Raw genomic sequence first — 19,720 nt, 5'->3', positions numbered from 1 at the left:
CACGATGGAACGTGGGGGCGTGCTGGAAACGGCACGCCCCTTTTTTGTGCCCGTTTGGTGCGGCGGTGGTCAGATGGGGCCAAGGGGGGTATTTTACCAACTGGCTCCGGCCAGAGTTTGCGCGCTATACTTCGGGCGAGAACACTGCCGTGCGACAGGAGTCCCCGCGATGCCGAAGACAGATAAGAGCCCCAAATCCTCGACCAAAGACAATGCGGTGATGGAGGGTATCTTGCAAAAGATGCAAGCGCTTCAGGCGCAGTTGGAAGAGGAAGTCGCGAAGCGCCGCGCGGCGTTTTCCTATCGTGTCGAGAATGGCCGCGTGGTGTTCGGCGCCGAAGCCAAGCGGCGGCAAAGAGCGATGCGCATTCGGCTTTGGGCGTTCTTGCGGGCTACGCGGCCGATGACGGTGATCACGGCGCCGGTGATCTACTCTTTGATTATCCCATTTGTATTGCTGGATATCTTTGTCAGCATTTACCAAGCGATTTGCTTTCCGGTCTATGGCATCCCCAAAGTGACACGGCGCGATTATATCGCCATAGACCGGCATCAATTGGCCTATCTCAATGCGTTGCAAAAGATGAACTGCATGTATTGTGGATATTGCAACGGCTTGATCGGATATGTGCGCGAAGTGGCCAGCCGCACCGAAGCCTATTGGTGCCCGATCAAACATGCGCGCCACCTGCACGGCGGGCATGACCATTATGCGGGGTTCACCGATTTCGGGGACGGCGAAGGGTTTCAATCGGGGCTTGTCCGGTCGCGCGGCCGGTTGAAAACTCTGGACGGCAGCAGCAGTGGCGGCGGGGACGACAGGGCCGATCAGGAGTGACGCAAAACCCAAAGGGCGCCCCGATCAGAGGCGCCCATTGGGGTTTATATCTTTGATCGGTCTATATGTTTTCGCCCTGCGGCATGCCCAAAACATGATAACCGCCATCCACATGGATGATCTCGCCCGTGGTGCAGGCCCCTGCATCCGAGGCAAGATAAACGGCGGTGCCGCCCACAGCTTCGAGCGTCGCATTGGCGCGCAACGGCGCGTTTTGTTCGGAATGTTTGTAGGTCTTGCGCGCGCCGCCAATCGCCGCCCCGGCAAGGGTTTTCATCGGTCCCGGAGAGATCGCATTGACGCGGATGCCTTCGGGGCCAAGATCATTGGCAAGGTAGCGCGTGGTCGATTCCAACGCGGCCTTGGCCACGCCCATAACGTTGTAATTCGGGACAACGGTATTCGATCCTTGGAATGTCAGGGTCAACAGCGTGCCGCCGTTGTCCACCATCAAAGGATGCGCGCGGCGGGCGACTTCGACCAAGGAATAGGCCGAAATATCCATCGAGTTTTTGAAGTTCTCGCGGCTGGTGTTCAAAAACCGGCCGGTCAATTCGGCTTTGTCCGAAAAGGCGATGGCATGGACGACGAAATCAATCGTCGGCCAGCGCGCGCCAAGTTGTTCGAACGCGGTGTCGAGCGAGGCATCATCCGTCACATCCACATCGACCATGAAATCGCTGCCCACCGAGGCGGCGAGCGGCGCAAGGCGGCTGCCGAAGGCTTCGCCTTGGTAGGTGAAGGCCAATTCCGCGCCGGCGCCGGCCATGGCTTTGGCAATGCCCCATGCAATCGAGCGTTCATTGGCCACGCCCATGATGAGCCCGCGCTTGCCCTTAAGAAGGTCTGACATCAATACTATTCCGTTCTATTTCAGGGCTTTATCCAAGATACTTCGAGATCAACATCGACCCGTTGGTGCCGCCAAAGCCAAAGCTGTTGGTCATCACCGTGTCGAGGCCGGCATTGTCGACGCGGGCGGTGGCGATTTCCGCCGCATCAAGTGCCGGATCGAGGGTTTCGACATTGATCGACGGCGCGATGAAATCGTTTTCCAACATAAGCAAGCAATAGATCGCCTCTTGCGCGCCGGTGGCGCCTTGGCTGTGGCCGGTCATGGATTTTGTGGATGAAATCAACGGGGTAGATCCTTGGCCAAAGACGCGGCGCACGGCTTCGACTTCGCCGACATCGCCCACAGGGGTCGAGGTGCCATGGGCGTTGATGTAGCCCACCTTGCGGGCCGGATCGAGCGATTGCAGCGCAAGGCGCATGGCGCGTTCGCCGCCCTCGCCCGAGGGGGCGACCATGTCATGGCCATCCGATGTGGCGGCGTATCCGGTGACTTCGCCGTAGATTTTTGCGCCGCGCGCAAGGGCGTGCTCAAGGTCTTCGAGAACCACAATGCCGCCGCCGCCGCCGATGACAAACCCGTCACGGCCCGCATCGAACGCGCGCGAGGCTTTGGTTGGCGTGTCGTTGTATTTGCTGCTCATCGCGCCCATCGCATCGAACAGGCACGACAGGGTCCAATCCAGCTCTTCGCCGCCGCCGGCGAACATCACGTCTTGCTTGCCCATCATGATCTGTTCGGCCGCGTTGCCGATGCAATGCAACGAGGTGGAGCAGGCCGAGGTGATCGAATAGTTGATCCCTTTGATTTTAAAGGCAGTCGCCAAGTTGGCAGAGATCGTCGAGCCCATGCATTTGGGCACGGCAAACGGCCCGATGCGTTTGGTCGCGCCGGTTTTGAGCGCGGTTTGATGCGCCGCGAACATCGCCGATGTGGAGGGGCCGCCCGATCCTGCGATCAATCCGGTGCGCTCGTTGATCACATCGCCTTCCTCAAGCCCCGCATCCGCGATGGCTTGGCGCATGGCGATATGGGCATAGGCCGCACCCGGCCCCATGAACCGCAATGTGCGTTTGTCGACATGTTCGGCCACGTCAAGTTTGACATTGCCCGCGATCTGGCTGCGAAAGCCGTGCTCGGCCATGTCTTCATTAAAGGTGATACCGGAGGTGCCGGCTTTGAGCGAGGTCAGAACCTCTTGGGCGTTGTTGCCGATGGAGGAGACGACCCCCAAACCTGTGACGACGACACGGCGCATGGCGTGCTCCTTTTATAAACTTAAGGCGTTTGTAGAGCAGCAGGGGATTGAGGTGCAAGGGGATAGGGAAAACCGGACGGTTGTGAGGCGTGAGATGGCTTTAAGTTTTACGTCATCAACGGGCCCAAAATGGGAAAATGCAGCATAGCCGCCGTTCGCGCAGAGCGCAGCGGAGGTGTCAAAGAGTTCATTGAAACAGATGCCGCAGTGGATTCAAACGGCGAATAAGCGCAGATAGTGAACTTTGCAAAGTTGAAATTGATAGCTTCGGTCGTCACTGGAGGTTAGTTGATTAGTATCCAATCAGGAGATTGATCATGAATTTTGATGAAACGATCCCCAAAAAGCCATCAAGCTGGAACAATGATCGACTGCATTTCTTTAAGTATATGAGCTTTGAAACTGCGGAGATTGTCCTGACAAATCGAACTTTGAGATGGTCGACACCCCGGACACTCAATGATTTGTATGACGTTCAATTCGACATGGGGCTAGACATGGACTTAGAGCGTCTTGACGACCTTTCATATGAGAAGATGTGGAAAGTTGTGTCTGGAGAGATTCTCCCCAATGAGAAAACTCGCATTGGGCAACTACTGCGCTTTCTAGGATCATCAGTAAAATACGCGTCGAAGGACGAATTTGCTCGAGCCTTTGATGGCGTTGTCAAAGAAGGGTACGAAAGGATGCTTGCGAGATTGCCTGAAACGCAGAGAGAGATTCGTGAGTACATGGAAGACTTGAAAGTCCTATGTCTTACCGAAGATCCAACAAATCCACCAATGTGGGCTCATTATGCTCAGCAGGATTCCGGGGTCGTCATCCGGCTGCGATCGATACCGGCTCTTGATACCCCTTACGGGATGGCTGTTTCAATCAATTACCTACAAGAACTTCCTTCTCTTGCAGATGAAGAGCACTTTTCCAATGTTCTCTCTGGCATCCAGACCGACAATTACCGAGCACAGATTAACCGAATGATGTATTCCAAGGGCTCGGCTTGGTCGTACGAGAAGGAATGGCGTATCTCTTCAGGTGATGGGCGCAATAAGACAGCGCCATATGAAGACATCTCGTTCGGTTTGAATGATCTCGACGGCGTAATACTGGGCATCAACATGTCTGCTGAGAACAGGCGCAAAATCATCGAACTGACCAAGTCGTTTCCAAACGTGGAACTTTTGGAGGCAAAGAGATCAACTTCGGGATTTCATCACGATATAGTGCCAATTGCGGATTGAGTTGCATCTGGTTGTTTGCGTGAATTTAGGCGTGACGCATGTCTTACGCAGCTGACGTTGTTTCGAACAAACGCCACATACTGCTGAAAACTAATGTCCGGCTAAGGCTGGGAGTAGCCGTTGGGTCAGATATGACGCACGGCAACAAAGTCCCGCACTTCCGGCATAGATAAACGCTGCAATGAAGGTCGGGTCTGATACAAAAATGCGTGACGTTTGGGGCGAGATAGCATGACGCGGCGCGTTGGTCAGAGTCAGAAAACCACTCGTAGGCTGTCAAAGATGCGCGGCGTTCCTCACCAGCTAATTTCCCGAAGACCGTTTGTTTTGGTTCGCTTCGAATTTCTCCCAAACATGCATGCGCCCTTTTTGGCGCGCATCTGCCAGCCAGAGTTTTTTGCGGGCATCAGGCACTTCCAAACTGCGATAGATACCACCTGAAAATTTGGGCCAATCTATCGCCATGCCGATTTTAACCATCTCTGCGGAAAGGTCGCGCCCGTCTGGCAGGTAGCACTTTGCCACGGTGCGCCCATGCGCGTCTTCTTCGACGATTTCGGCGCGCACCATTTGTCCCTTGCACATCGAGAGCAATGCCCATTTGGCCTTGTTCCCGTAGGGGTGGTTCATCTCTGGCGCATCAATGCCGAAGAGCCTTATTTGGGTTTTGCGTATCCTGACCGTGTCGCCATCAACAACATATGCCGGCCCCTCCAACACGGTTGGGCGCGAAACCGGACTTGCCGTCTTTGCTTCAAAGGGTTTTGGAGGTGGTGTGTGCTGTCGCTGAACGGGGCGTTGTCTCAATGCGCCTCCGCCGCGTGGACGGTTTGATTTCTTGCCAAGGAAAACCAGAAGACCGATGAAAAAGAGAATGAATAAGAGGATTTCCAAGCAACTCAACTCCGTAAAATATACGCTTCATGCGGGCAATCCAAATGGCCCGCATGAAGTTTACTATTCTTGTGCCGGCTCTTCAGCCGCCTGTCTTAACTCTCCGACAGCGCGACCTTCATGTCTTTGACTTGATAGATGACTTCGCCATCGGCCTCGACAATGCCATCGGCCACGCCCATGGTCAGGCGGCGGGTTTGGATCGCTTTGGTGAAGTCGATTTTATAGGTTAGCATTTTGCGGTCGGGGCGCACCATGCCGGTCAGTTTGACCTCGCCCACGCCAAGCGCATAGCCGCGCCCCAGCCAGCCGCGCCAGCCGAGGTTGAAGCCGGTGAGTTGCCACAGGCCATCAAGGCCAAGGCATCCGGGCATGATTGGATTGCCGGGGAAATGGCAGTCGAAAAACCAAAGGTCCGGCGTGATGTCGAATTCGGCGGTGATATGGCCTTTGCCGTGGGTGCCGCCATCGGCGGATACTTCGGTGATCCGGTCCATCATCAGCATGGGCGGGGCGGGCAATTGAGCATTTCCTTCGCCGAAAAGCTCGCCGCGTGCGCATTTCAGAAGATCGTCTTTGTCAAAGCTGCTCGGATATTGGGCCATTCAGGCGCGCCCCTTTATTTGAGTTGGATAAGGTCAGGTTTCCTCTAGCATCCCGCGGCTGGTTCACGCAAGTATTGCGCGGTTTTACGCGGTTTGGCGGGGCCTATGCGCCCGGGATTGGCGGCTCTTGGCGAGGGGCGCGAATATGCGTTGAAATTAGGCGCAGTTGCGCGATATATATAGCAGAAGATGAAAGACACAGTCACCCCAGAAGCCTTCGAGGCACGTGCGAGCGATTGGCTCGGGACCGCAGGATTGCGCCCGACGCGGCAGCGCATGGCTTTGGCGGCGCTTTTGGTAGGCGATGGCGAGCATCGTCATGTCACGGCCGAAAGCCTGTTTGCCGATGTGCAGTCGGGCGGCGAGCGGGTGTCTTTGGCCACGGTGTACAACACGCTTCGGGCGTTTTGTGACGCCGGATTGATGCAAGAGGTGATGGTGGATGGCTCGAAAAGTTATTTCGACACCAACACCCACGATCACCCGCATTTCTTTTGGGAAGACAGCGCCGAGTTGATGGACGCGCCCGCGAGCGAGTTGGAAATCACGCGGTTGCCGGATGCGCCCGAGGGGGCGCAGATTTCCAAAGTGGATGTGGTGATCCGCCTGCGCCGGACCTGATCCTAGCGCTCGTTTTTAACGCTCTTAGGTGATTTTGTGCGGTCCGGCTTGGGGTCGCCCGCGGCGGTTTGCGCGGCGGGGTTTGGGTGCCTCCGGCGGGGATATTTAGAGAAAGCAGAAAGGGGCGGCGATTTTTGCCGGGAGCGGCGCGAAATGTCGTTCAAATCGCGCGGCTCAGAACCATTGGCCGGGTTCCATCAGGCCCAGATCGAGCAATTGGCGCGAGTGCCATTCAAAAGCTGTGGAATTGTGCCAGCGGAAGGTATCGATATCAAAGGTCGATCCGGGATTATGCTTGAGCGCTTTGGCGGTGCGGAACGAACAGATGGTGGCGGTGATATTGTTGTGCCACGGGCAGGCATAGGTGTTGTATTCTTCGATGTTAAAGGTGTGATCTTCACGCAGCGTCAGGTCCGGCGCGGCGCGGAATAGGGCGATGCGGTCGATCTTGCGACGTTTGGCGGGGATGTGCTCTTCGAAGCGCCAGCGCAGGCCGCCGAAAAAATCCAACTGGCGCTCTTTGGGGTGGCCGTTTTTGCCGGCGTCACTGCGCGCGAGGGCGTAGTAGCCGGATTTGTCGAGATGGGCGTCTTCGAGCGAGACGGCATTCGGGTGCGCGCCCAGATCGGCGGCGTATAGGTCGACAACATAGGTGAGCAGGGCGCTGCGCCGCTCTTCGGTGTGGAAGGCAAGGAGTTCGCCAATGCCGCGGCTTTCGCAAAACGGGTAGAACAGGTATTCGGCGTTATAGCAGTAATAAAGCCATGTATTTGGTGCCGCTTTGATGATCGCGTTTACAGCATGGGGCAGGGCGCCGTGCTGCCGTGTGTCATAGGTGATGCGGTGGAGACGCTCTTCGAGGTCCTTGGGCAAGGTGATGCGGTCAGGCATGAAGGCCAGCAGGGTTTTGAATCCGGCTTGCAAGTGGTGGCGCAGGGTGGTGTCCACCTCGATGTCATCCTCGACAAAGATCATTGCCGCAGGGCCAAGAGATGGCGCGACCAGCGGCGCGGCTTTTTGTGCTTTCAGGAATGCCTCGAGGCTGTCGTAGGTCATGTGCCGCTTTCTTGCCGGTGGGTGCGTTGTAGCGCGCTGACTTGCAAATTCGGTTAATTCGGCCCGCATTGCAAGATGCAGCGCATATGGTATACGGCGGTTTTCATCCATCGGCGAGCGAGATTTAGGCAGATGAGCGATCTGAAAACAGGGCAGACAGAGCAGGCAGCGGCGGACACCCCGGCGCCGAAGAAGCTGTTTATCAAGACCTACGGTTGCCAAATGAACGTCTATGATAGCGAGCGCATGGCAGAGGCTTTGGGCGGGCAGGGCTATGTTGCCACCGAAGACATGGGTGATGCCGATATGATTTTGCTCAACACCTGCCACATTCGCGAGCGCGCCGCCGAAAAAGTGTATCACGATCTGGGGCGGTTGCGCCCTTTGAAGGATGCCAATCCGGATTTGAAAATCGGCGTGGCCGGGTGTGTGGCGCAGGCCGAGGGGCAGGAAATCATCCGTCGCCAGCCGATGGTCGATCTGGTCGTCGGCCCGCAAAGTTATCACCGGTTGCCAGAGTTGGAAGCCAAGGCCGGCAAAGGCGGCAAGGCGATCGATACCGATTTCCCTCAAGAGGATAAGTTCGAGCATCTCGCCGCCCGCCCCAAAGCGCGGCGCGCACCGGCGGCATTTTTGACCGTGCAAGAGGGATGTGACAAATTCTGTGCCTTCTGTGTGGTGCCCTATACGCGCGGGGCCGAAGTGTCGCGCCCGGTTGAACGGGTGCTGAGCGAGGCGCGCGATCTGGTCGAGCGCGGCGTGCGCGAGATCACGCTTTTGGGGCAGAATGTGAATGCCTATCACGGGTTGGACGCGAACGGGCGCACGCGGTCTTTGGCCGATTTGATTTGGGCGCTCAACGAGGTCGACGGGTTGGAGCGCATCCGCTTTACCACCTCGCACCCCAATGACATGACGGATGATCTGATCGAGGCGCATGGCTCTTGCGCCAAATTGATGCCCTACCTGCATCTGCCGGTGCAATCGGGCAGCGATCATATTTTGAAACGGATGAACCGGTCGCATACCGCCGAAAGCTATTTGCGGGTGATCGAGCGTATCCGCGCGGCGCGGCCTGATATTTTGCTCTCCGGGGATTTTATCGTCGGGTTCCCCGAAGAGAGCGAAGCCGATTTTCAAGCCACGTTGGATTTGATCCGAGAGGTCCGTTTCGGGCAGGCCTATTCGTTCAAATACTCCACCCGTCCGGGCACGCCGGCCGCCGAACGGCCGTTGGTGGATGACGCTGTCGCCGCTGAACGTTTGGCGCGCTTGCAAGGGCTGTTGACCGAGCAGCAACGCGCCATCCAAGACGAGATGATCGGGCGCGAGGTTTCGGTGATGTTTGAGCGCAAAGGCCGCCATGAAGGGCAGATGGTCGGAAAGTCTGAATATCTGCATGCGGTGCACGTTGGGGATAACCCCGCAGGCGTGGGCGAGATACGCCGTGTGCGGATCACTGATAGCAGCAGCAATTCTCTGCGCGGTATATTGGCGTAAGGCCTGCCGGTTTGGCGCGGGCTGGGGTTTTTCCGGACAGCGCCGATATCAACACGCCAGCAACCGCCACCGGAGCCGCTTCTTCGCGGGGGTGCAGGCCCTGCCTGCCTTGACGGCTCCATTCGACACAATGACGCGATCTTTGCCGGACGGGAAGATGGCGGCCTTGCAGCCATTGAGCGCGGGGCCGGAGGGCCACGGTGCATTTTATTTGTGGCCCCACCTGCCGGAGCCACATGTTGCCCGGTTCCGTTGCTTGACGGCCTTGGCCCCACTTTTGCGCGCCGACTTTGATTTTCTACCGCTGCATCCGCACGGCTTCATAATCTGGAAATTTCTTTGCCGTAAGGTGCAAGAAATTACTGATCTGGAGCATGGTGTTACAGGCGAAGCGTAGGAATGAAGGGCCCAAGATACGATGGCAACAATTCATGACTTGATTGAAGTGACCGAGATTAGCCAGTACACAACCTATTCGAAGGAAAATGGCAATCTGCTTGACGTGATTGATAATGTATCGTCAAGCGATTTGAACGATGGCGAATTTGATACGGGTGACGATCTCACCATTGACGGTGTATCCTATAACATCGACAGTATTTATGAGCCAAACAGCAATGGCAGCTTCAGTCTGGGCGACGGCTCCAGCAAGTCTTTCGCTTGGGGGCTCGAGGCCAATTTGGATGTTGTGTTCCTGACCGTGTCCAACGGGGGCGATGTCCGGCATTTTATCATTCCTAACGACAGCTACGGCAGTATGAATGTTGAAGCGATCCACACCGGTAGTTTGTCCCACGTGGGATTTAACGATGCGGCGGTGATTTCCACGGGAAACAATTCGGTTGGTGTGGTTTGTTTCACGCGGGGCACATTGATCGAGGTCGCGCAGGGGCGGCAGGTGCCGATCGAAACGCTGACTTGCAAGGATCGGGTGATGACCGCAGATCACGGAATGCAGCAGATCAAGTGGATCGGCGCAACGGTGGTCGAGGCAGAGACCTTGGCGAAATACCCTAACCTATGCCCGATCCGTGTTGCGAAGGGGGCTTTGGGTGCGGGTATGCCGCAAACCGATCTCTACCTGTCCCCGCAGCATCGGGTTTTGGTGCGCTCAAAGGTGGCGGAGCGCATGTTTGGGGAGCAGGAGGTGTTGGTGGCGATCAAGCATTTGACCGCGCTTGACGGGATCGAGGTCGTCAAGAACGCCGGACGGACCGAGTATTTTCACATTTTGCTGGAGGGGCATGAAATTCTCGTCGCCTCTGGCGCGCCCTGCGAAAGCCTCTATTTGGGGGTGCAGGCGCTGCGCTCTGTCGGGGCACAGGGGCGGCACGAAATCCTGCACCTGTTTCCAGAAATCGTAAAATGGGCCGATGGCGGCGCGCCGAGCCGGCAGATTGCCTTGGGCGCACGGGGGCGCAGGCTTGCCGAACGTCATCAGCAGAACCACCTATGCCTTGTGGATCGCATATCGATCACCGATCCTGCGCTGGCATCCTGAACACGGGCGTCCTGCATGCGGGCGTCGCTTGATCCGACCGACTGATTTTACGGCTGATATTTGAATGTTTGGCGGCTGCCTTGTGGATCAAGGGGGGCATGCTGCCGACGCGCCGCCCAGAACCGGTGCCGGGGGCTATGCCTGCGTTGAGTTCGCGGTCCTAGGGTAGGTGTTTCCCATAGCATTGGCTTTGATGGTGCCGCCGGTCTCCCGTCTGCACGTCACCGACATCCGGCCTCAAGGACAAGGTGTCGGTGCTCTATCTCTCACTTTGATCCGCCGCGGCATGGCGTCGGGTCGCCGTGTTCGTCGCGCGATATTTTCGCCAGATACGGCCGTTTTACTTCGGCAGGCATGTCGATCGTCATTCGCAGGCGTTCTGCGCCCGTGAAGAACGCGAGTCTGCCGGTTGATCTGGGCTGTGCCGTTCTCATGCAGGTGGTCATGGCGCGGGCTTTCCCCTCTGCACGTGGTTCTGTTTGCGAGTGTACCGCGCCGTGCCGATGCTCGGGGCTCGCCATGAGTTGTCGGGCCCTTTCGAGGGGCAGGGGCTGCATCACGCCGGATCCGGTGCAACGCGGCCCATCGAGAAATCTCTTGTGAGGCTATCTTAAAATTGGGGTTGTGGCGATCTGTACCACAATATCTTGTGAAAGTACCTTCACAAGTCAGTAAAAATTGGTAAACTGCGATCAGTATTTTGTCTGGCCAAGAGGAGGAGAAACCTCTCTGGCCATCCTGAGGGAAATAAAAAGGACAGTGACTGTGGCGATTATGATTTCCAAAGCAGTTCGATCGATGGCGCGTTTGGGCCTGGGCGGTTTGGTTGCTGCTGTGGTGGCGGTAAGCGCCGTTTCGGCGCAAGAGGGTTTGTTCGACAACACGAAGAGAGCAACGAACGAGCGGTATGCGCCGACCATTTGGGTGGACCCGGATGGATGCGAGCATTGGGTGATGGATGACGGGTTCGAGGGCTATATGACACCTCACACCACCCGTCAGGGTATTCCTGTGTGTCGCCGTGGTAATGTGTGCGGTGTGATGAATAGTGATCAGTTCTTTTCAACCGACAGCGCAAGGATCAGCCGCCCCGGTAAGGCGCGTTTGCAGCAGTTCTTTAAAGAAACCGGCGCAGTATCCTACATCATCACAGGTCATACCGACAGCCGCGCCTCTGACCGTTACAACATGGATCTGTCGATGCGCCGTGCCACCGCAGTGGCGCGTGTTGCGCAAAGCGCGGGTGCACGGATTGCGGATGTGCGCGGGTATGGCGAACGCTTGCCACGCGCTTCGAACGCCTCCGCGAGTGGCATGGCGAAGAACCGCCGTGTTGAAATTATTTGTATCCGCTGAGGGGTGAGGCAATGAAACTTATTAAAGCAAGTATAATGTTCGGCCTCTGTATGGCGGTTTCCGGCTGCATCAACGAAGGCGGTGGCGGTCAGGTCGATACCGACAAAACCATTGATTATGGCTTTCGCAAAAAGCATCTGAGCCAACTGGTTGCGGGCATTTGGGTTGATCCGAACGGCTGTGACCACTGGATGATCGACGACGGCATCGAAGGTTATCTGTCGCAGCGGCTCGACAAATATGGCAAGCCGGTCTGTTCGGGCGTTGCGCCGCCCAATACGGCGACAGGCAACTACAAAGGTGGGCAGACCATCGAGGATCCGCTGTAAGCGAGGCGTCGCTGCGGTTTACCCTGCGGCATCTGCCAATAAATCAGCCGGGGCGGGCAGGCTCCGGCTTTTTTCATGTCAAAGCGATGACATTTCGATCAAGCGGCTTGCGCCGCACCGCGCAAAGGCGCACCATAAAGGCAGCTGAAAAGCTATGACTTATCGTAGGCCCGGCACCAACCACCATGCCGCGATACCGATCAGGCATCGCGGGATCAGGGCCTCCAACTAGGAGAACTGATTGTCCACCAGCATTTTGCCCCCGCCCGCCGATCTCTCCGCCCTCAAAGAGGTGATGGTCGAGTTTCCTGACAACCGCTTGTTGATCGAGCTTTGTGGCGAATACGATAAAAACCTCGCCGCAATAGAACAAAAAGTCGGCGTGCAGATTTTGCGCCGTGGCAACCAGCTGGCGATCATTGGGGATGAGGTGGCAGGGCTCGAAGCGGCGCAGATTCTCAACCAGCTATATGAACGTCTGGAAAGCGGGCGCGAGGTGTTGGCCAGCGATGTGGATCGCGCATTGCGGATGGGCGATGGCGAGGCTGCGGCCCCCGATACCCAATTGGAAATGTTTCGGGGCGGACGGGTCGAGATCAAGACCCGCAAGAAAACCGTCGAGCCGCGCACCGATGCGCAAAAGGCCTATGTTAACGCGCTGTTTGACAATGAATTGGCCTTTGGTATCGGTCCTGCGGGCACCGGCAAAACCTATCTTGCCGTGGCTGTGGCGGTGTCGATGTTTATCGAGGGCCACGTCGACCGGATCATCCTGTCGCGTCCTGCGGTGGAAGCGGGGGAAAAACTTGGCTATCTGCCCGGCGATATGAAGGACAAGGTCGATCCCTATATGCAGCCGCTGTATGATGCGCTCAATGATTTCCTTCCCGCGAAGATGCTGGGCAAATTGATTGAGGAAAAAAAGATCGAAATCGCGCCTTTGGCCTTTATGCGCGGACGCACATTGGCCAATGCTTTTGTGGTTCTGGACGAGGCGCAGAACGCCACGTCGATGCAGATGAAAATGTTCCTGACCCGTTTGGGCGAAGGTTCGCGCATGGTGATCACCGGAGACCGCAGCCAGATCGATTTGCCGCGCGGTGTGACATCGGGGCTGCATGATGCGGAGCGGCTTTTGGTCAATGTTCCGAAAATCAGTTTTAACTATTTCACCGTAAAAGATGTGGTGCGGCACCCGCTGGTGGCGGCGATCATCGAAGCCTATGATGCGGATACTGCGCGCGCTTTGCCCAAAAGCTAACCCGGCTTAGGGCGTGGCTTTATGAGGTGAAAATGAACGCGTTGCGAAGGCTTTTGCGCAAATTGGTGTCCGCGCCCGCGCCTTTGGGAGCGGATATAGTGTCCGATGAGGCGCTTTACCGGTCGGGACTGCGCGAGGCGATATGGCCACAGATGGGTGCGGCGGTGATGAAGGTCCAGCATTTACTGGCCGGTTTGCCCGATGACACCGAGGGCGTGGATATCGGTATCCATCCCGATCCGGAGCAGAGCGGCAGCTTCACGGTCATGGCACATGTGTTCGGGCCGGATCTCTACGCGCTGAACAAGGCGGTAGAGCCCTATCGCGAATTACTCTGTGTGCGGATGACGGGGGCCGGGCCGGTGCCGCCGGTGCCTCTCCCTGCGCCTTTTGGCGTGGACTTCGCCACCAATGACATCATCTGCGATGTCGCGGCCGATTGGGTGACCGAGGTGTGGTTTCATGCTGACGGTCCGCTCAGCGGGGCCGGGAATGTGATCTTTGGCGAAGAGGGCTATGGGGCGAGCTTGCCGCGCAAGCTGGCCTAGGGACGCATAAAGCCGGTGCAGGCCGCGTCATATCCGAATTGTTTTCTGTCCACTTCGGGGGTGGGGGCGCGAGCGCCGCGCTTTCGGATCGGTGCAACCCGTGATCTGCGCGCTCATTAAGGCCGTGTTGCGCAAAGGGTTGCGGTGGCGCATGAAATGCAAAATATGGTGTGATGCAGAGGGCGGGATATACGGATCCTGCTCTGAGTGAGGCGATAAGAGGCAATGGGATGCTGACGGATGTGCGGATAGAGGATACGCGTTGGCGCGCGCTGGAGTTTGCGGCTCTGGCCGAGCGTGGCGCGCGGGCCGTCTTGTCTGAATTGGGCGTGGCGGCCGAAGGCTTCGAGATCGCGGTTCTGGCCTGCGATGACGCGCAAATTGCCGTATTGAACACCGAGTTTCGCGGCAAACCGACGCCGACCAATGTGCTCAGCTGGCCCTCCGAAGAGCGCGGGGCCGAAGTGGCGGGGGATATGCCCGCGTTGCCCGTCGGGCCTCCCTCCCCGATGGAGGCGGAATTGGGTGATATTGCCATCGCGTTCGACACTTGTGCGCGCGAAGCAGAGGCATCCGGCACGCCCTTGGCGGATCATTGCTTGCATTTGGTGGTGCATGGGGTGCTACATTTGCTTGGTTTTGACCATATTCGTGACCTAGATGCCACTGTGATGGAGGGGCTTGAGGTTTCTATACTTGGCAAACTGGGGGTCGGTGACCCATATTGCGAGAAACGGGGCGTGTGATGCTCCAAAATTTTTTGGCCAAAGATAGGTATAATGGGCGACAGTAGCGACGGCTCTTCTAACGCAGCGCAGCGCGCGCAATCCTCTGTTCCGGCTCCCGATACGGGCACGGCAGGGCAACATTCTCCGATAAAAAGTCAAGCGGCCCGTGGCGGGTTCTGGCGGCGTGTCTTCGGACGCGGCGGCAGCGACGACGGTAAGGCGCATCAAGATGCGCCCTCGGGCGCGGCGCGCGACAGCACGTCGGTGGTGCCCGTGACCCACGGAATGATCAATCTGCGCCGGATGCGGGTCGAGGACGTCATGGTGCCATCGGCTGATGTGGTTTCGGTTCCGGCCACGATCACCCGTGATGATTTGGTCACCACCTTTCGCGATAGTGGGATGACGCGTATCCCGGTTTACAACGGCACGCTGGATACGCCTTTGGGGTTTGTCCATCTGAAAGACTTTGCGCTGCGCTTCGGATTCAACGGTGTGGAGGGACGGTTCATTCTCAAGGACATGCTGCGCCCGCTTTTGTTCGTACCGCCGTCGATGCCAATCGGCGTGTTGTTGCAAAAGATGCAAACCGAACGCCGCCATATGGCTTTGGTGATCGACGAATACGGCGGGGTCGACGGGTTGGTGACCATCGAGGATTTGATCGAACAGGTGATTGGCGAGATCGAAGACGAGCATGACATCGACGAGGGCGAATTCTGGATCCACGAACGCGGCGGCAGCTATCTGGCACAGGCCAAGGCGCCCTTGGCAGAGTTCGAGACCGAGTTGGGCCTGTCCCTGACCGAGGATGAAAGCATCGACGAAGAAGAGATCGACACGCTGGGCGGGTTGGTCTTTATGCTGCTGGGCCGTGTGCCGGTGCGCGGCGAGGTGGTGACCCATCCCGCCGGGGTTGAGATCGAAGTGGTCGATGCCGATCCGCGCCGGATCAAACGGTTGCGCGTGCGCCCCTCTGGCGGGACCGAACAGGCTGCCGAATGAGCGCACAGGGCGGGCGGTTGCCGGCGCGCGCATCCGTGACCGCGTGGTTCGATGCGCGCGGGCCGTGGGGCAGGCGCGCGGTGCTGGGGCTCTTGGGCGGGGTATGCGCCACGGGGCTTGCACCTGTGTCGCTCTGGCCATTGGCGATGCTGGCGTGGGCTGCGGTTTTTGCGCTTTTGGCGCGGGATGGCGGTTTTGCCGCTCAGTTCGGGACCGGATGGGCCGTGGGCACCGGGTATTTTCTTGTGGCGCTGAATTGGATCGTTGAACCGTTTTTGGTTGATGTGGCGCGTCACGGATGGATGGCCCCCTTTGCTTTGATCGGATTGGCAGGCGGACTGGCGCTGTTTTGGGGCGCGGCGTTTTGGGGCGCTGCGCGGGTATCGCGGGCGCATAGGATCGCCGCATTGGTGGTTTTGCTGCCCTTGGCCGAAGCGCTGCGCGGGTGGGTGTTCACCGGCTTTCCATGGGCGTTGATTGGCCATGCGTTGATTTCCAGCCCGTTTGCACAGGCGGCCGCCTACGTCGGACCGCATGGGCTGAGTTTTGTTATGTTGGCGATATCGGCGGGGATTTGGTTGCTGATCACCGGGCGGTTTGCACGCGGGGCGGTGATCTTGGTTCTGGCGGCGCTATTGTATGGCGGCGGCTTGCAAAGGCAGGCGCCCTTGGCCGAGGTTCCGCCCGCCGCGCCGTTGTTGCGGCTTGTCCAACCCAATGCGCCGCAGCACCTGAAATGGGATCCTGCGCATATGAGAACGTTTTATCAGCGGATGCGCGGGTTCAGCGCTTTGGCGGGTGAAGATGGCGCTGTGCCGGATTTGGTGATCTGGCCCGAGACGGCGTTGCCTGTCTTGCTCGGCAATGCTGCGCCGACCTTTGCGGATATGGTCGAGGCCACAGGCGGGGTGCCAATCCTGACCGGTATTCAACGTTTTGACGGGCCGCGGCTTTTCAACAGCGCGGTTTTGATCGACGGGGCCGGCGATGTGCAGGCGCTCTACGACAAGCACCATCTGGTGCCTTTTGGCGAATATATCCCCTTTGGCGATGCGTTGGCCCGCATCGGGATCGGCGCCTTTGCGGCGCAAGAGGGGCACGGGTATTCCGCCGGTCCCGGACCACGGGTGTTGGATTTCGGCGCGGCAGGGCGGGGGCTTATGCTGATCTGCTACGAGGCGGTGTTTGCGCGCGATATGCGCAGCGCGCCCTATGGCGATCTGGCGCGGCCCGATTACTTGCTGCAACTGACCAATGATGCGTGGTTCGGCAATCTCTCTGGTCCCTATCAGCATCTGGCGCAAGCGCGATTGCGCGCGATCGAGCAAGGGTTGCCGATGGTGCGGGTGGCCAATACCGGCGTGACGGCGCTGATTGGCCCGCGCGGTCGGGTTCTGGCGCAAATCCCCTTGGGCGCGGCGGGATACCGTGACGTTCGCGTGCCTGCGCCGCTCCCGCCGACGTTCTATGCGCGTTTCGGGGATATCCCCGCCTATGTGTTGCTTATCATGATGTTAACAGGTCTCAGTGTTTATGCTGTCTTTAGACGCAGCACAGATAGAGATTGACCGCGCCCGAGGCGGCGCATAGGCAAAACAGCAACGCCGCCCCAACGGCTTCCTGACGGGGCGGATTCACTTTAAATGGAGCACTTTCATGAGCCGCCAAAACTATATCTTCACTTCGGAATCCGTCTCCGAAGGGCACCCCGATAAGGTGTGTGACCGCATTTCCGACGCCATCCTCGATGCGCTTTTGAGCGAGGAACCCGAAGCGCGGGTGGCTTGCGAGACCTTTGCGACAACTAATCGCGTGGTGATCGGCGGGGAGGTCGGCCTGTCGGATCAAAGCAAGTTGACCGAATATATGGGCCGCATCGAAGACATCGCGCGCGCCTGTATCAAGGACATCGGATACGAGCAGGACAAATTCCATCACGCGACCTGCGAGATCACCAATCTGCTCCATGAGCAATCGGCCCATATCGCCCAGGGCGTCGATGCGGCGACGGATAAGGACGAAGGGGCCGGCGATCAGGGCATCATGTTCGGGTATGCCACCAACGAGACCGAGGCGCTTATGCCCGCCCCGATCCTGTATTCCCACGCGGTGCTGCGCCGTTTGGCCGAAGTGCGCAAGGACGGCACCGAGCCGACCCTGCGCCCCGATGCCAAAAGCCAGCTTTCGGTGCGTTATGAAAACGGCAAGCCGGTTGGGATCAGCTCGATCGTGCTTTCGACCCAGCACGCCGACGCGGCCCAAACCAGCGACGATATTCGCGCCATTGTCGAACCCTACATCCGCGAGGTTCTGCCCGAGGGGTGGATCGACGAGGCGACAGAATGGTGGGTCAATCCGACGGGCGTTTTCGTCATCGGTGGCCCCGATGGGGATGCGGGCCTGACCGGGCGTAAGATCATTGTCGATACCTACGGCGGCGCGGCCCCCCACGGCGGCGGTGCCTTCTCGGGCAAAGATCCGACCAAAGTGGACCGTTCGGCGGCCTACGCGGCGCGCTATCTGGCGAAAAACGTTGTGGCCTCTGGCATGGCGGACCGCTGCACCATTCAATTGTCCTATGCGATTGGCGTGTCCAAACCCCTGTCGATCTATGCGGATACGCATGGCACCGGCGAGGTCAGTGAAGCGCTGATCGAAGCGGCGATCCCGAAGGTTATGGATTTGACGCCGCGCGGCATCCGTTCGCATTTGCAGCTCAACAAACCGATCTATGAGCGCACGGCAGCCTATGGCCACTTTGGCCGCGCACCTGAGGCAGATGGTGGCTTCTCGTGGGAGAAAACCGATCTGGTCGAAGCGCTGAAAAAAGCAGTTTAAGCTTTCACCTTGATGGCTTGCAAAGGGCGGCTCGCCAGAAACGGGCCGCCCTTTTTGCGTCCCGGATGCGCCGCTCCCCCATGTTCAAGCCGACTGCTTTGCGGGCGCGTGCAGGGTCTGCAGCGCGGCACGCTCGCGGTTGCCCGCCATCCCAATGTTGCCTCAAGGCTTGGGATACCCCGATATGATTGCCGCGCTGGGCGGGTTTTTGCGGCGTCCAAAATGGCGCTGTCGCTGGCGGCAAACAGCGCCTGGTCACGGCGGCGGGTGATCGGCGCGCGCGCCTTTTCGCCTCATATCGCGTAGGTGTTCGATGCGGCCCGTCCGATGCTCACGGCTCAAGGCTGCGCCCAATGCTGTTGCGCGTGCCCATTGATTTGCCGGCCCTGACGCAGTAGGAGGCGGCCATGAATGATGACAGCCCTTCCAAACCCGCCAAGCCCGATACGCCCTATGTGAAAAAGGGCGCTGGCCCCGTGCATATTCGTGGCACCGCCTCCGATGATCCGGCCGGCGGCACTCATCCCAGCGGCGCGCCATGGCGCAATTTTTACGGCCGGTTCAAGGGCAAGGGATTGCGGCAAAGCCAAGAGGCCTATTTGGAAGAGGATCTGGCCAAACTTTCCCCCGGAGCGGTGGATTGGGAGGTCAACCCGGACCGCGTGCCGCTCGACCCCGCCGCGATGTTCGGCGGCAAGCCCGTGTGGCTTGAGATCGGCTTCGGCGGCGGCGAGCATTTGGTGCATCAGGCCGCCACATACCCCGATGTCGGCATCATCGGATGCGAGCCCTATATCAACGGCGTGGCGATGCTTTTGGGTAAAATTCGCAAGGCGGGGGTCGAAAACCTCAAGGTGCATCCGGGCGATGTGCGCGATATGTTTGATGTCTTGCCCGATGCGTCGATTGAGCGGGCCTTCTTGCTTTATCCTGATCCGTGGCCGAAGAAACGCCACCATCGCCGCCGGTTCGTGACCCAGGATTACCTGACCGCATTGGCCCGCGTGATGAAATCCGGCGCGATTTTCCGCGTCGCCACCGATATCCCCGATTACGTGCGCCAAACCTTGGAAGAGGTGCCGCGCGCCGGGTTCGAATGGTGCGCCGAAGGGCCGGAGGATTGGCGCGCGCCGTGGGGCGATTGGATCTCCACCCGCTACGAGCAAAAAGCCATCCGCGAAGAGCGCACGCCACATTATTTGACCTTCCGGCGCCTGTGATGCGCTCGCGGGCGCGGCTGCGTGGGGGCGGCGCGCAGAGCACCGTGTGATCCGCTGTCGAGGGGGCG

The 19,720-nt window shown here is 58.5% G+C and carries 19 protein-coding genes and 1 riboswitch; of the genes, 14 read left to right on the top strand and 5 right to left on the bottom strand.

The genetic code is table 11. The annotated features are described in order from the left end of the window. Positions 1-169 precede the first annotated feature (169 nt). Positions 170-838: a hypothetical protein gene (locus DI396_RS15275; protein WP_235851904.1), complete on the top strand. Its 669-nt coding sequence runs from the start codon at positions 170-172 to the stop codon at positions 836-838. A 61-nt stretch (positions 839-899) separates the two neighbouring features. Here DI396_RS15275 and DI396_RS15270 read toward each other — a convergent pair whose 3' ends face one another. Then, positions 900-1,691 (bottom strand): enoyl-ACP reductase FabI, encoded by a 792-nt coding sequence (locus tag DI396_RS15270; RefSeq protein WP_110797172.1) that lies wholly within the window; start codon positions 1,689-1,691, stop codon positions 900-902. Positions 1,692-1,719: 28 nt separating this feature from the next. Beyond that, positions 1,720-2,949, bottom strand: coding sequence for a beta-ketoacyl-ACP synthase I (gene fabB / locus DI396_RS15265; RefSeq protein ID WP_110797170.1), 1,230 nt, complete (start codon positions 2,947-2,949; stop codon positions 1,720-1,722). 317 nt (positions 2,950-3,266) lie between these two features. Here fabB and DI396_RS15260 point away from each other — a divergent pair, with 317 nt between their 5' ends. Beyond that, a complete protein-coding gene (locus DI396_RS15260; RefSeq protein WP_110797168.1) occupies positions 3,267-4,190 on the top strand; it encodes a DUF2971 domain-containing protein in 924 nt (307 codons plus the stop codon). 303 nt (positions 4,191-4,493) lie between these two features. Here DI396_RS15260 and DI396_RS16810 read toward each other — a convergent pair whose 3' ends face one another. After that, complete coding sequence (locus DI396_RS16810; RefSeq protein ID WP_268876854.1) at positions 4,494-4,910, bottom strand: thermonuclease family protein; 417 nt, start codon at positions 4,908-4,910, stop codon at positions 4,494-4,496. Between the two features lie 269 nt (positions 4,911-5,179). Next, on the bottom strand, positions 5,180-5,689 hold the full coding sequence (fabA, locus tag DI396_RS15250; RefSeq protein ID WP_110797165.1) for a bifunctional 3-hydroxydecanoyl-ACP dehydratase/trans-2-decenoyl-ACP isomerase: 510 nt from the start codon (positions 5,687-5,689) through the stop codon (positions 5,180-5,182). Between the two features lie 189 nt (positions 5,690-5,878). Here fabA and irrA point away from each other — a divergent pair, with 189 nt between their 5' ends. After that, positions 5,879-6,310: an iron response transcriptional regulator IrrA gene (gene irrA, locus DI396_RS15245; RefSeq protein WP_110797164.1), complete on the top strand. Its 432-nt coding sequence runs from the start codon at positions 5,879-5,881 to the stop codon at positions 6,308-6,310. 174 nt (positions 6,311-6,484) lie between these two features. On the opposite strand, the gene DI396_RS15240 is transcribed toward irrA, so the two are convergent. Beyond that, positions 6,485-7,366, bottom strand: coding sequence for a hypothetical protein (locus DI396_RS15240; protein ID WP_110797217.1), 882 nt, complete (start codon positions 7,364-7,366; stop codon positions 6,485-6,487). Positions 7,367-7,498: 132 nt separating this feature from the next. On the opposite strand from DI396_RS15240, the gene miaB reads away from it, so the two are divergent. The 11 genes from miaB (at position 7,499) to trmB (ending at position 19,652) form a co-directional block, all read left to right on the top strand. After that, complete coding sequence (miaB, locus tag DI396_RS15235) at positions 7,499-8,866, top strand: tRNA (N6-isopentenyl adenosine(37)-C2)-methylthiotransferase MiaB (protein WP_110797162.1); 1,368 nt, start codon at positions 7,499-7,501, stop codon at positions 8,864-8,866. A 418-nt stretch (positions 8,867-9,284) separates the two neighbouring features. Continuing rightward, on the top strand, positions 9,285-10,367 hold the full coding sequence (locus DI396_RS15225) for a Hint domain-containing protein (RefSeq protein WP_110797159.1): 1,083 nt from the start codon (positions 9,285-9,287) through the stop codon (positions 10,365-10,367). A gap of 774 nt (positions 10,368-11,141) precedes the next feature. After that, positions 11,142-11,723, top strand: a complete 582-nt coding sequence (locus DI396_RS15220; RefSeq protein WP_110797157.1) for an OmpA family protein — start codon at positions 11,142-11,144, stop codon at positions 11,721-11,723. 11 nt (positions 11,724-11,734) lie between these two features. After that, the gene (locus DI396_RS15215; protein WP_110797156.1) at positions 11,735-12,052 is read left to right on the top strand and encodes a hypothetical protein; all 318 of its coding nucleotides are present in this window, start codon (positions 11,735-11,737) and stop codon (positions 12,050-12,052) included. Between the two features lie 295 nt (positions 12,053-12,347). After that, positions 12,348-13,313: a PhoH family protein gene (locus tag DI396_RS15210; RefSeq protein ID WP_110797215.1), complete on the top strand. Its 966-nt coding sequence runs from the start codon at positions 12,348-12,350 to the stop codon at positions 13,311-13,313. 32 nt (positions 13,314-13,345) lie between these two features. Then, positions 13,346-13,861: a DUF6389 family protein gene (locus DI396_RS15205; protein WP_110797154.1), complete on the top strand. Its 516-nt coding sequence runs from the start codon at positions 13,346-13,348 to the stop codon at positions 13,859-13,861. A 230-nt stretch (positions 13,862-14,091) separates the two neighbouring features. Then, positions 14,092-14,607 carry an rRNA maturation RNase YbeY gene (gene ybeY, locus DI396_RS15200; RefSeq protein WP_110797152.1) on the top strand — a complete coding sequence of 172 codons (516 nt, stop codon included), beginning with the start codon at positions 14,092-14,094 and terminating at the stop codon, positions 14,605-14,607. Positions 14,608-14,640: 33 nt separating this feature from the next. Further along, a complete protein-coding gene (locus DI396_RS15195) occupies positions 14,641-15,594 on the top strand; it encodes a hemolysin family protein (RefSeq protein ID WP_110797151.1) in 954 nt (317 codons plus the stop codon). Beyond that, positions 15,591-17,162 carry an apolipoprotein N-acyltransferase gene (gene lnt, locus DI396_RS15190; RefSeq protein ID WP_110797149.1) on the top strand — a complete coding sequence of 524 codons (1,572 nt, stop codon included), beginning with the start codon at positions 15,591-15,593 and terminating at the stop codon, positions 17,160-17,162. The genes DI396_RS15195 and lnt overlap by 4 nt, the downstream gene beginning before the upstream one ends. A gap of 33 nt (positions 17,163-17,195) precedes the next feature. Continuing rightward, a riboswitch (SAM-SAH riboswitch) is annotated at positions 17,196-17,245 on the top strand. 5 nt (positions 17,246-17,250) lie between these two features. Beyond that, a complete protein-coding gene (gene metK / locus DI396_RS15185) occupies positions 17,251-18,432 on the top strand; it encodes a methionine adenosyltransferase (protein ID WP_110797147.1) in 1,182 nt (393 codons plus the stop codon). Positions 18,433-18,839: 407 nt separating this feature from the next. After that, the gene (gene trmB, locus DI396_RS15180) at positions 18,840-19,652 is read left to right on the top strand and encodes a tRNA (guanine(46)-N(7))-methyltransferase TrmB (RefSeq protein WP_110797145.1); all 813 of its coding nucleotides are present in this window, start codon (positions 18,840-18,842) and stop codon (positions 19,650-19,652) included. Positions 19,653-19,720: the final 68 nt, after the last annotated feature.

This window comes from Litorivita pollutaquae (genome assembly GCF_003205515.1).
Classification (GTDB): domain Bacteria; phylum Pseudomonadota; class Alphaproteobacteria; order Rhodobacterales; family Rhodobacteraceae; genus Litorivita; species Litorivita pollutaquae.
The sequence above is the reverse complement of the archived record's forward strand: the minus strand, read 5'-3'. Positions and strand labels throughout refer to the sequence as shown.

Coding starts and splice junctions, on each gene's coding strand:
- DI396_RS15275 (WP_235851904.1), top strand. CDS start 170: ATGCCGAAGACAGATAAGAGCCCCAAATCCTCGACCAAAGACAATGCG.
- DI396_RS15270 (WP_110797172.1), bottom strand. CDS start 1,691: ATGTCAGACCTTCTTAAGGGCAAGCGCGGGCTCATCATGGGCGTGGCC.
- fabB (WP_110797170.1), bottom strand. CDS start 2,949: ATGCGCCGTGTCGTCGTCACAGGTTTGGGGGTCGTCTCCTCCATCGGC.
- DI396_RS15260 (WP_110797168.1), top strand. CDS start 3,267: ATGAATTTTGATGAAACGATCCCCAAAAAGCCATCAAGCTGGAACAAT.
- fabA (WP_110797165.1), bottom strand. CDS start 5,689: ATGGCCCAATATCCGAGCAGCTTTGACAAAGACGATCTTCTGAAATGC.
- irrA (WP_110797164.1), top strand. CDS start 5,879: ATGAAAGACACAGTCACCCCAGAAGCCTTCGAGGCACGTGCGAGCGAT.
- DI396_RS15240 (WP_110797217.1), bottom strand. CDS start 7,366: ATGACCTACGACAGCCTCGAGGCATTCCTGAAAGCACAAAAAGCCGCG.
- miaB (WP_110797162.1), top strand. CDS start 7,499: ATGAGCGATCTGAAAACAGGGCAGACAGAGCAGGCAGCGGCGGACACC.
- DI396_RS15225 (WP_110797159.1), top strand. CDS start 9,285: ATGGCAACAATTCATGACTTGATTGAAGTGACCGAGATTAGCCAGTAC.
- DI396_RS15220 (WP_110797157.1), top strand. CDS start 11,142: ATGATTTCCAAAGCAGTTCGATCGATGGCGCGTTTGGGCCTGGGCGGT.
- DI396_RS15215 (WP_110797156.1), top strand. CDS start 11,735: ATGAAACTTATTAAAGCAAGTATAATGTTCGGCCTCTGTATGGCGGTT.
- DI396_RS15210 (WP_110797215.1), top strand. CDS start 12,348: ATGGTCGAGTTTCCTGACAACCGCTTGTTGATCGAGCTTTGTGGCGAA.
- DI396_RS15205 (WP_110797154.1), top strand. CDS start 13,346: ATGAACGCGTTGCGAAGGCTTTTGCGCAAATTGGTGTCCGCGCCCGCG.
- ybeY (WP_110797152.1), top strand. CDS start 14,092: ATGCTGACGGATGTGCGGATAGAGGATACGCGTTGGCGCGCGCTGGAG.
- DI396_RS15195 (WP_110797151.1), top strand. CDS start 14,641: ATGGGCGACAGTAGCGACGGCTCTTCTAACGCAGCGCAGCGCGCGCAA.
- lnt (WP_110797149.1), top strand. CDS start 15,591: ATGAGCGCACAGGGCGGGCGGTTGCCGGCGCGCGCATCCGTGACCGCG.
- metK (WP_110797147.1), top strand. CDS start 17,251: ATGAGCCGCCAAAACTATATCTTCACTTCGGAATCCGTCTCCGAAGGG.
- trmB (WP_110797145.1), top strand. CDS start 18,840: ATGAATGATGACAGCCCTTCCAAACCCGCCAAGCCCGATACGCCCTAT.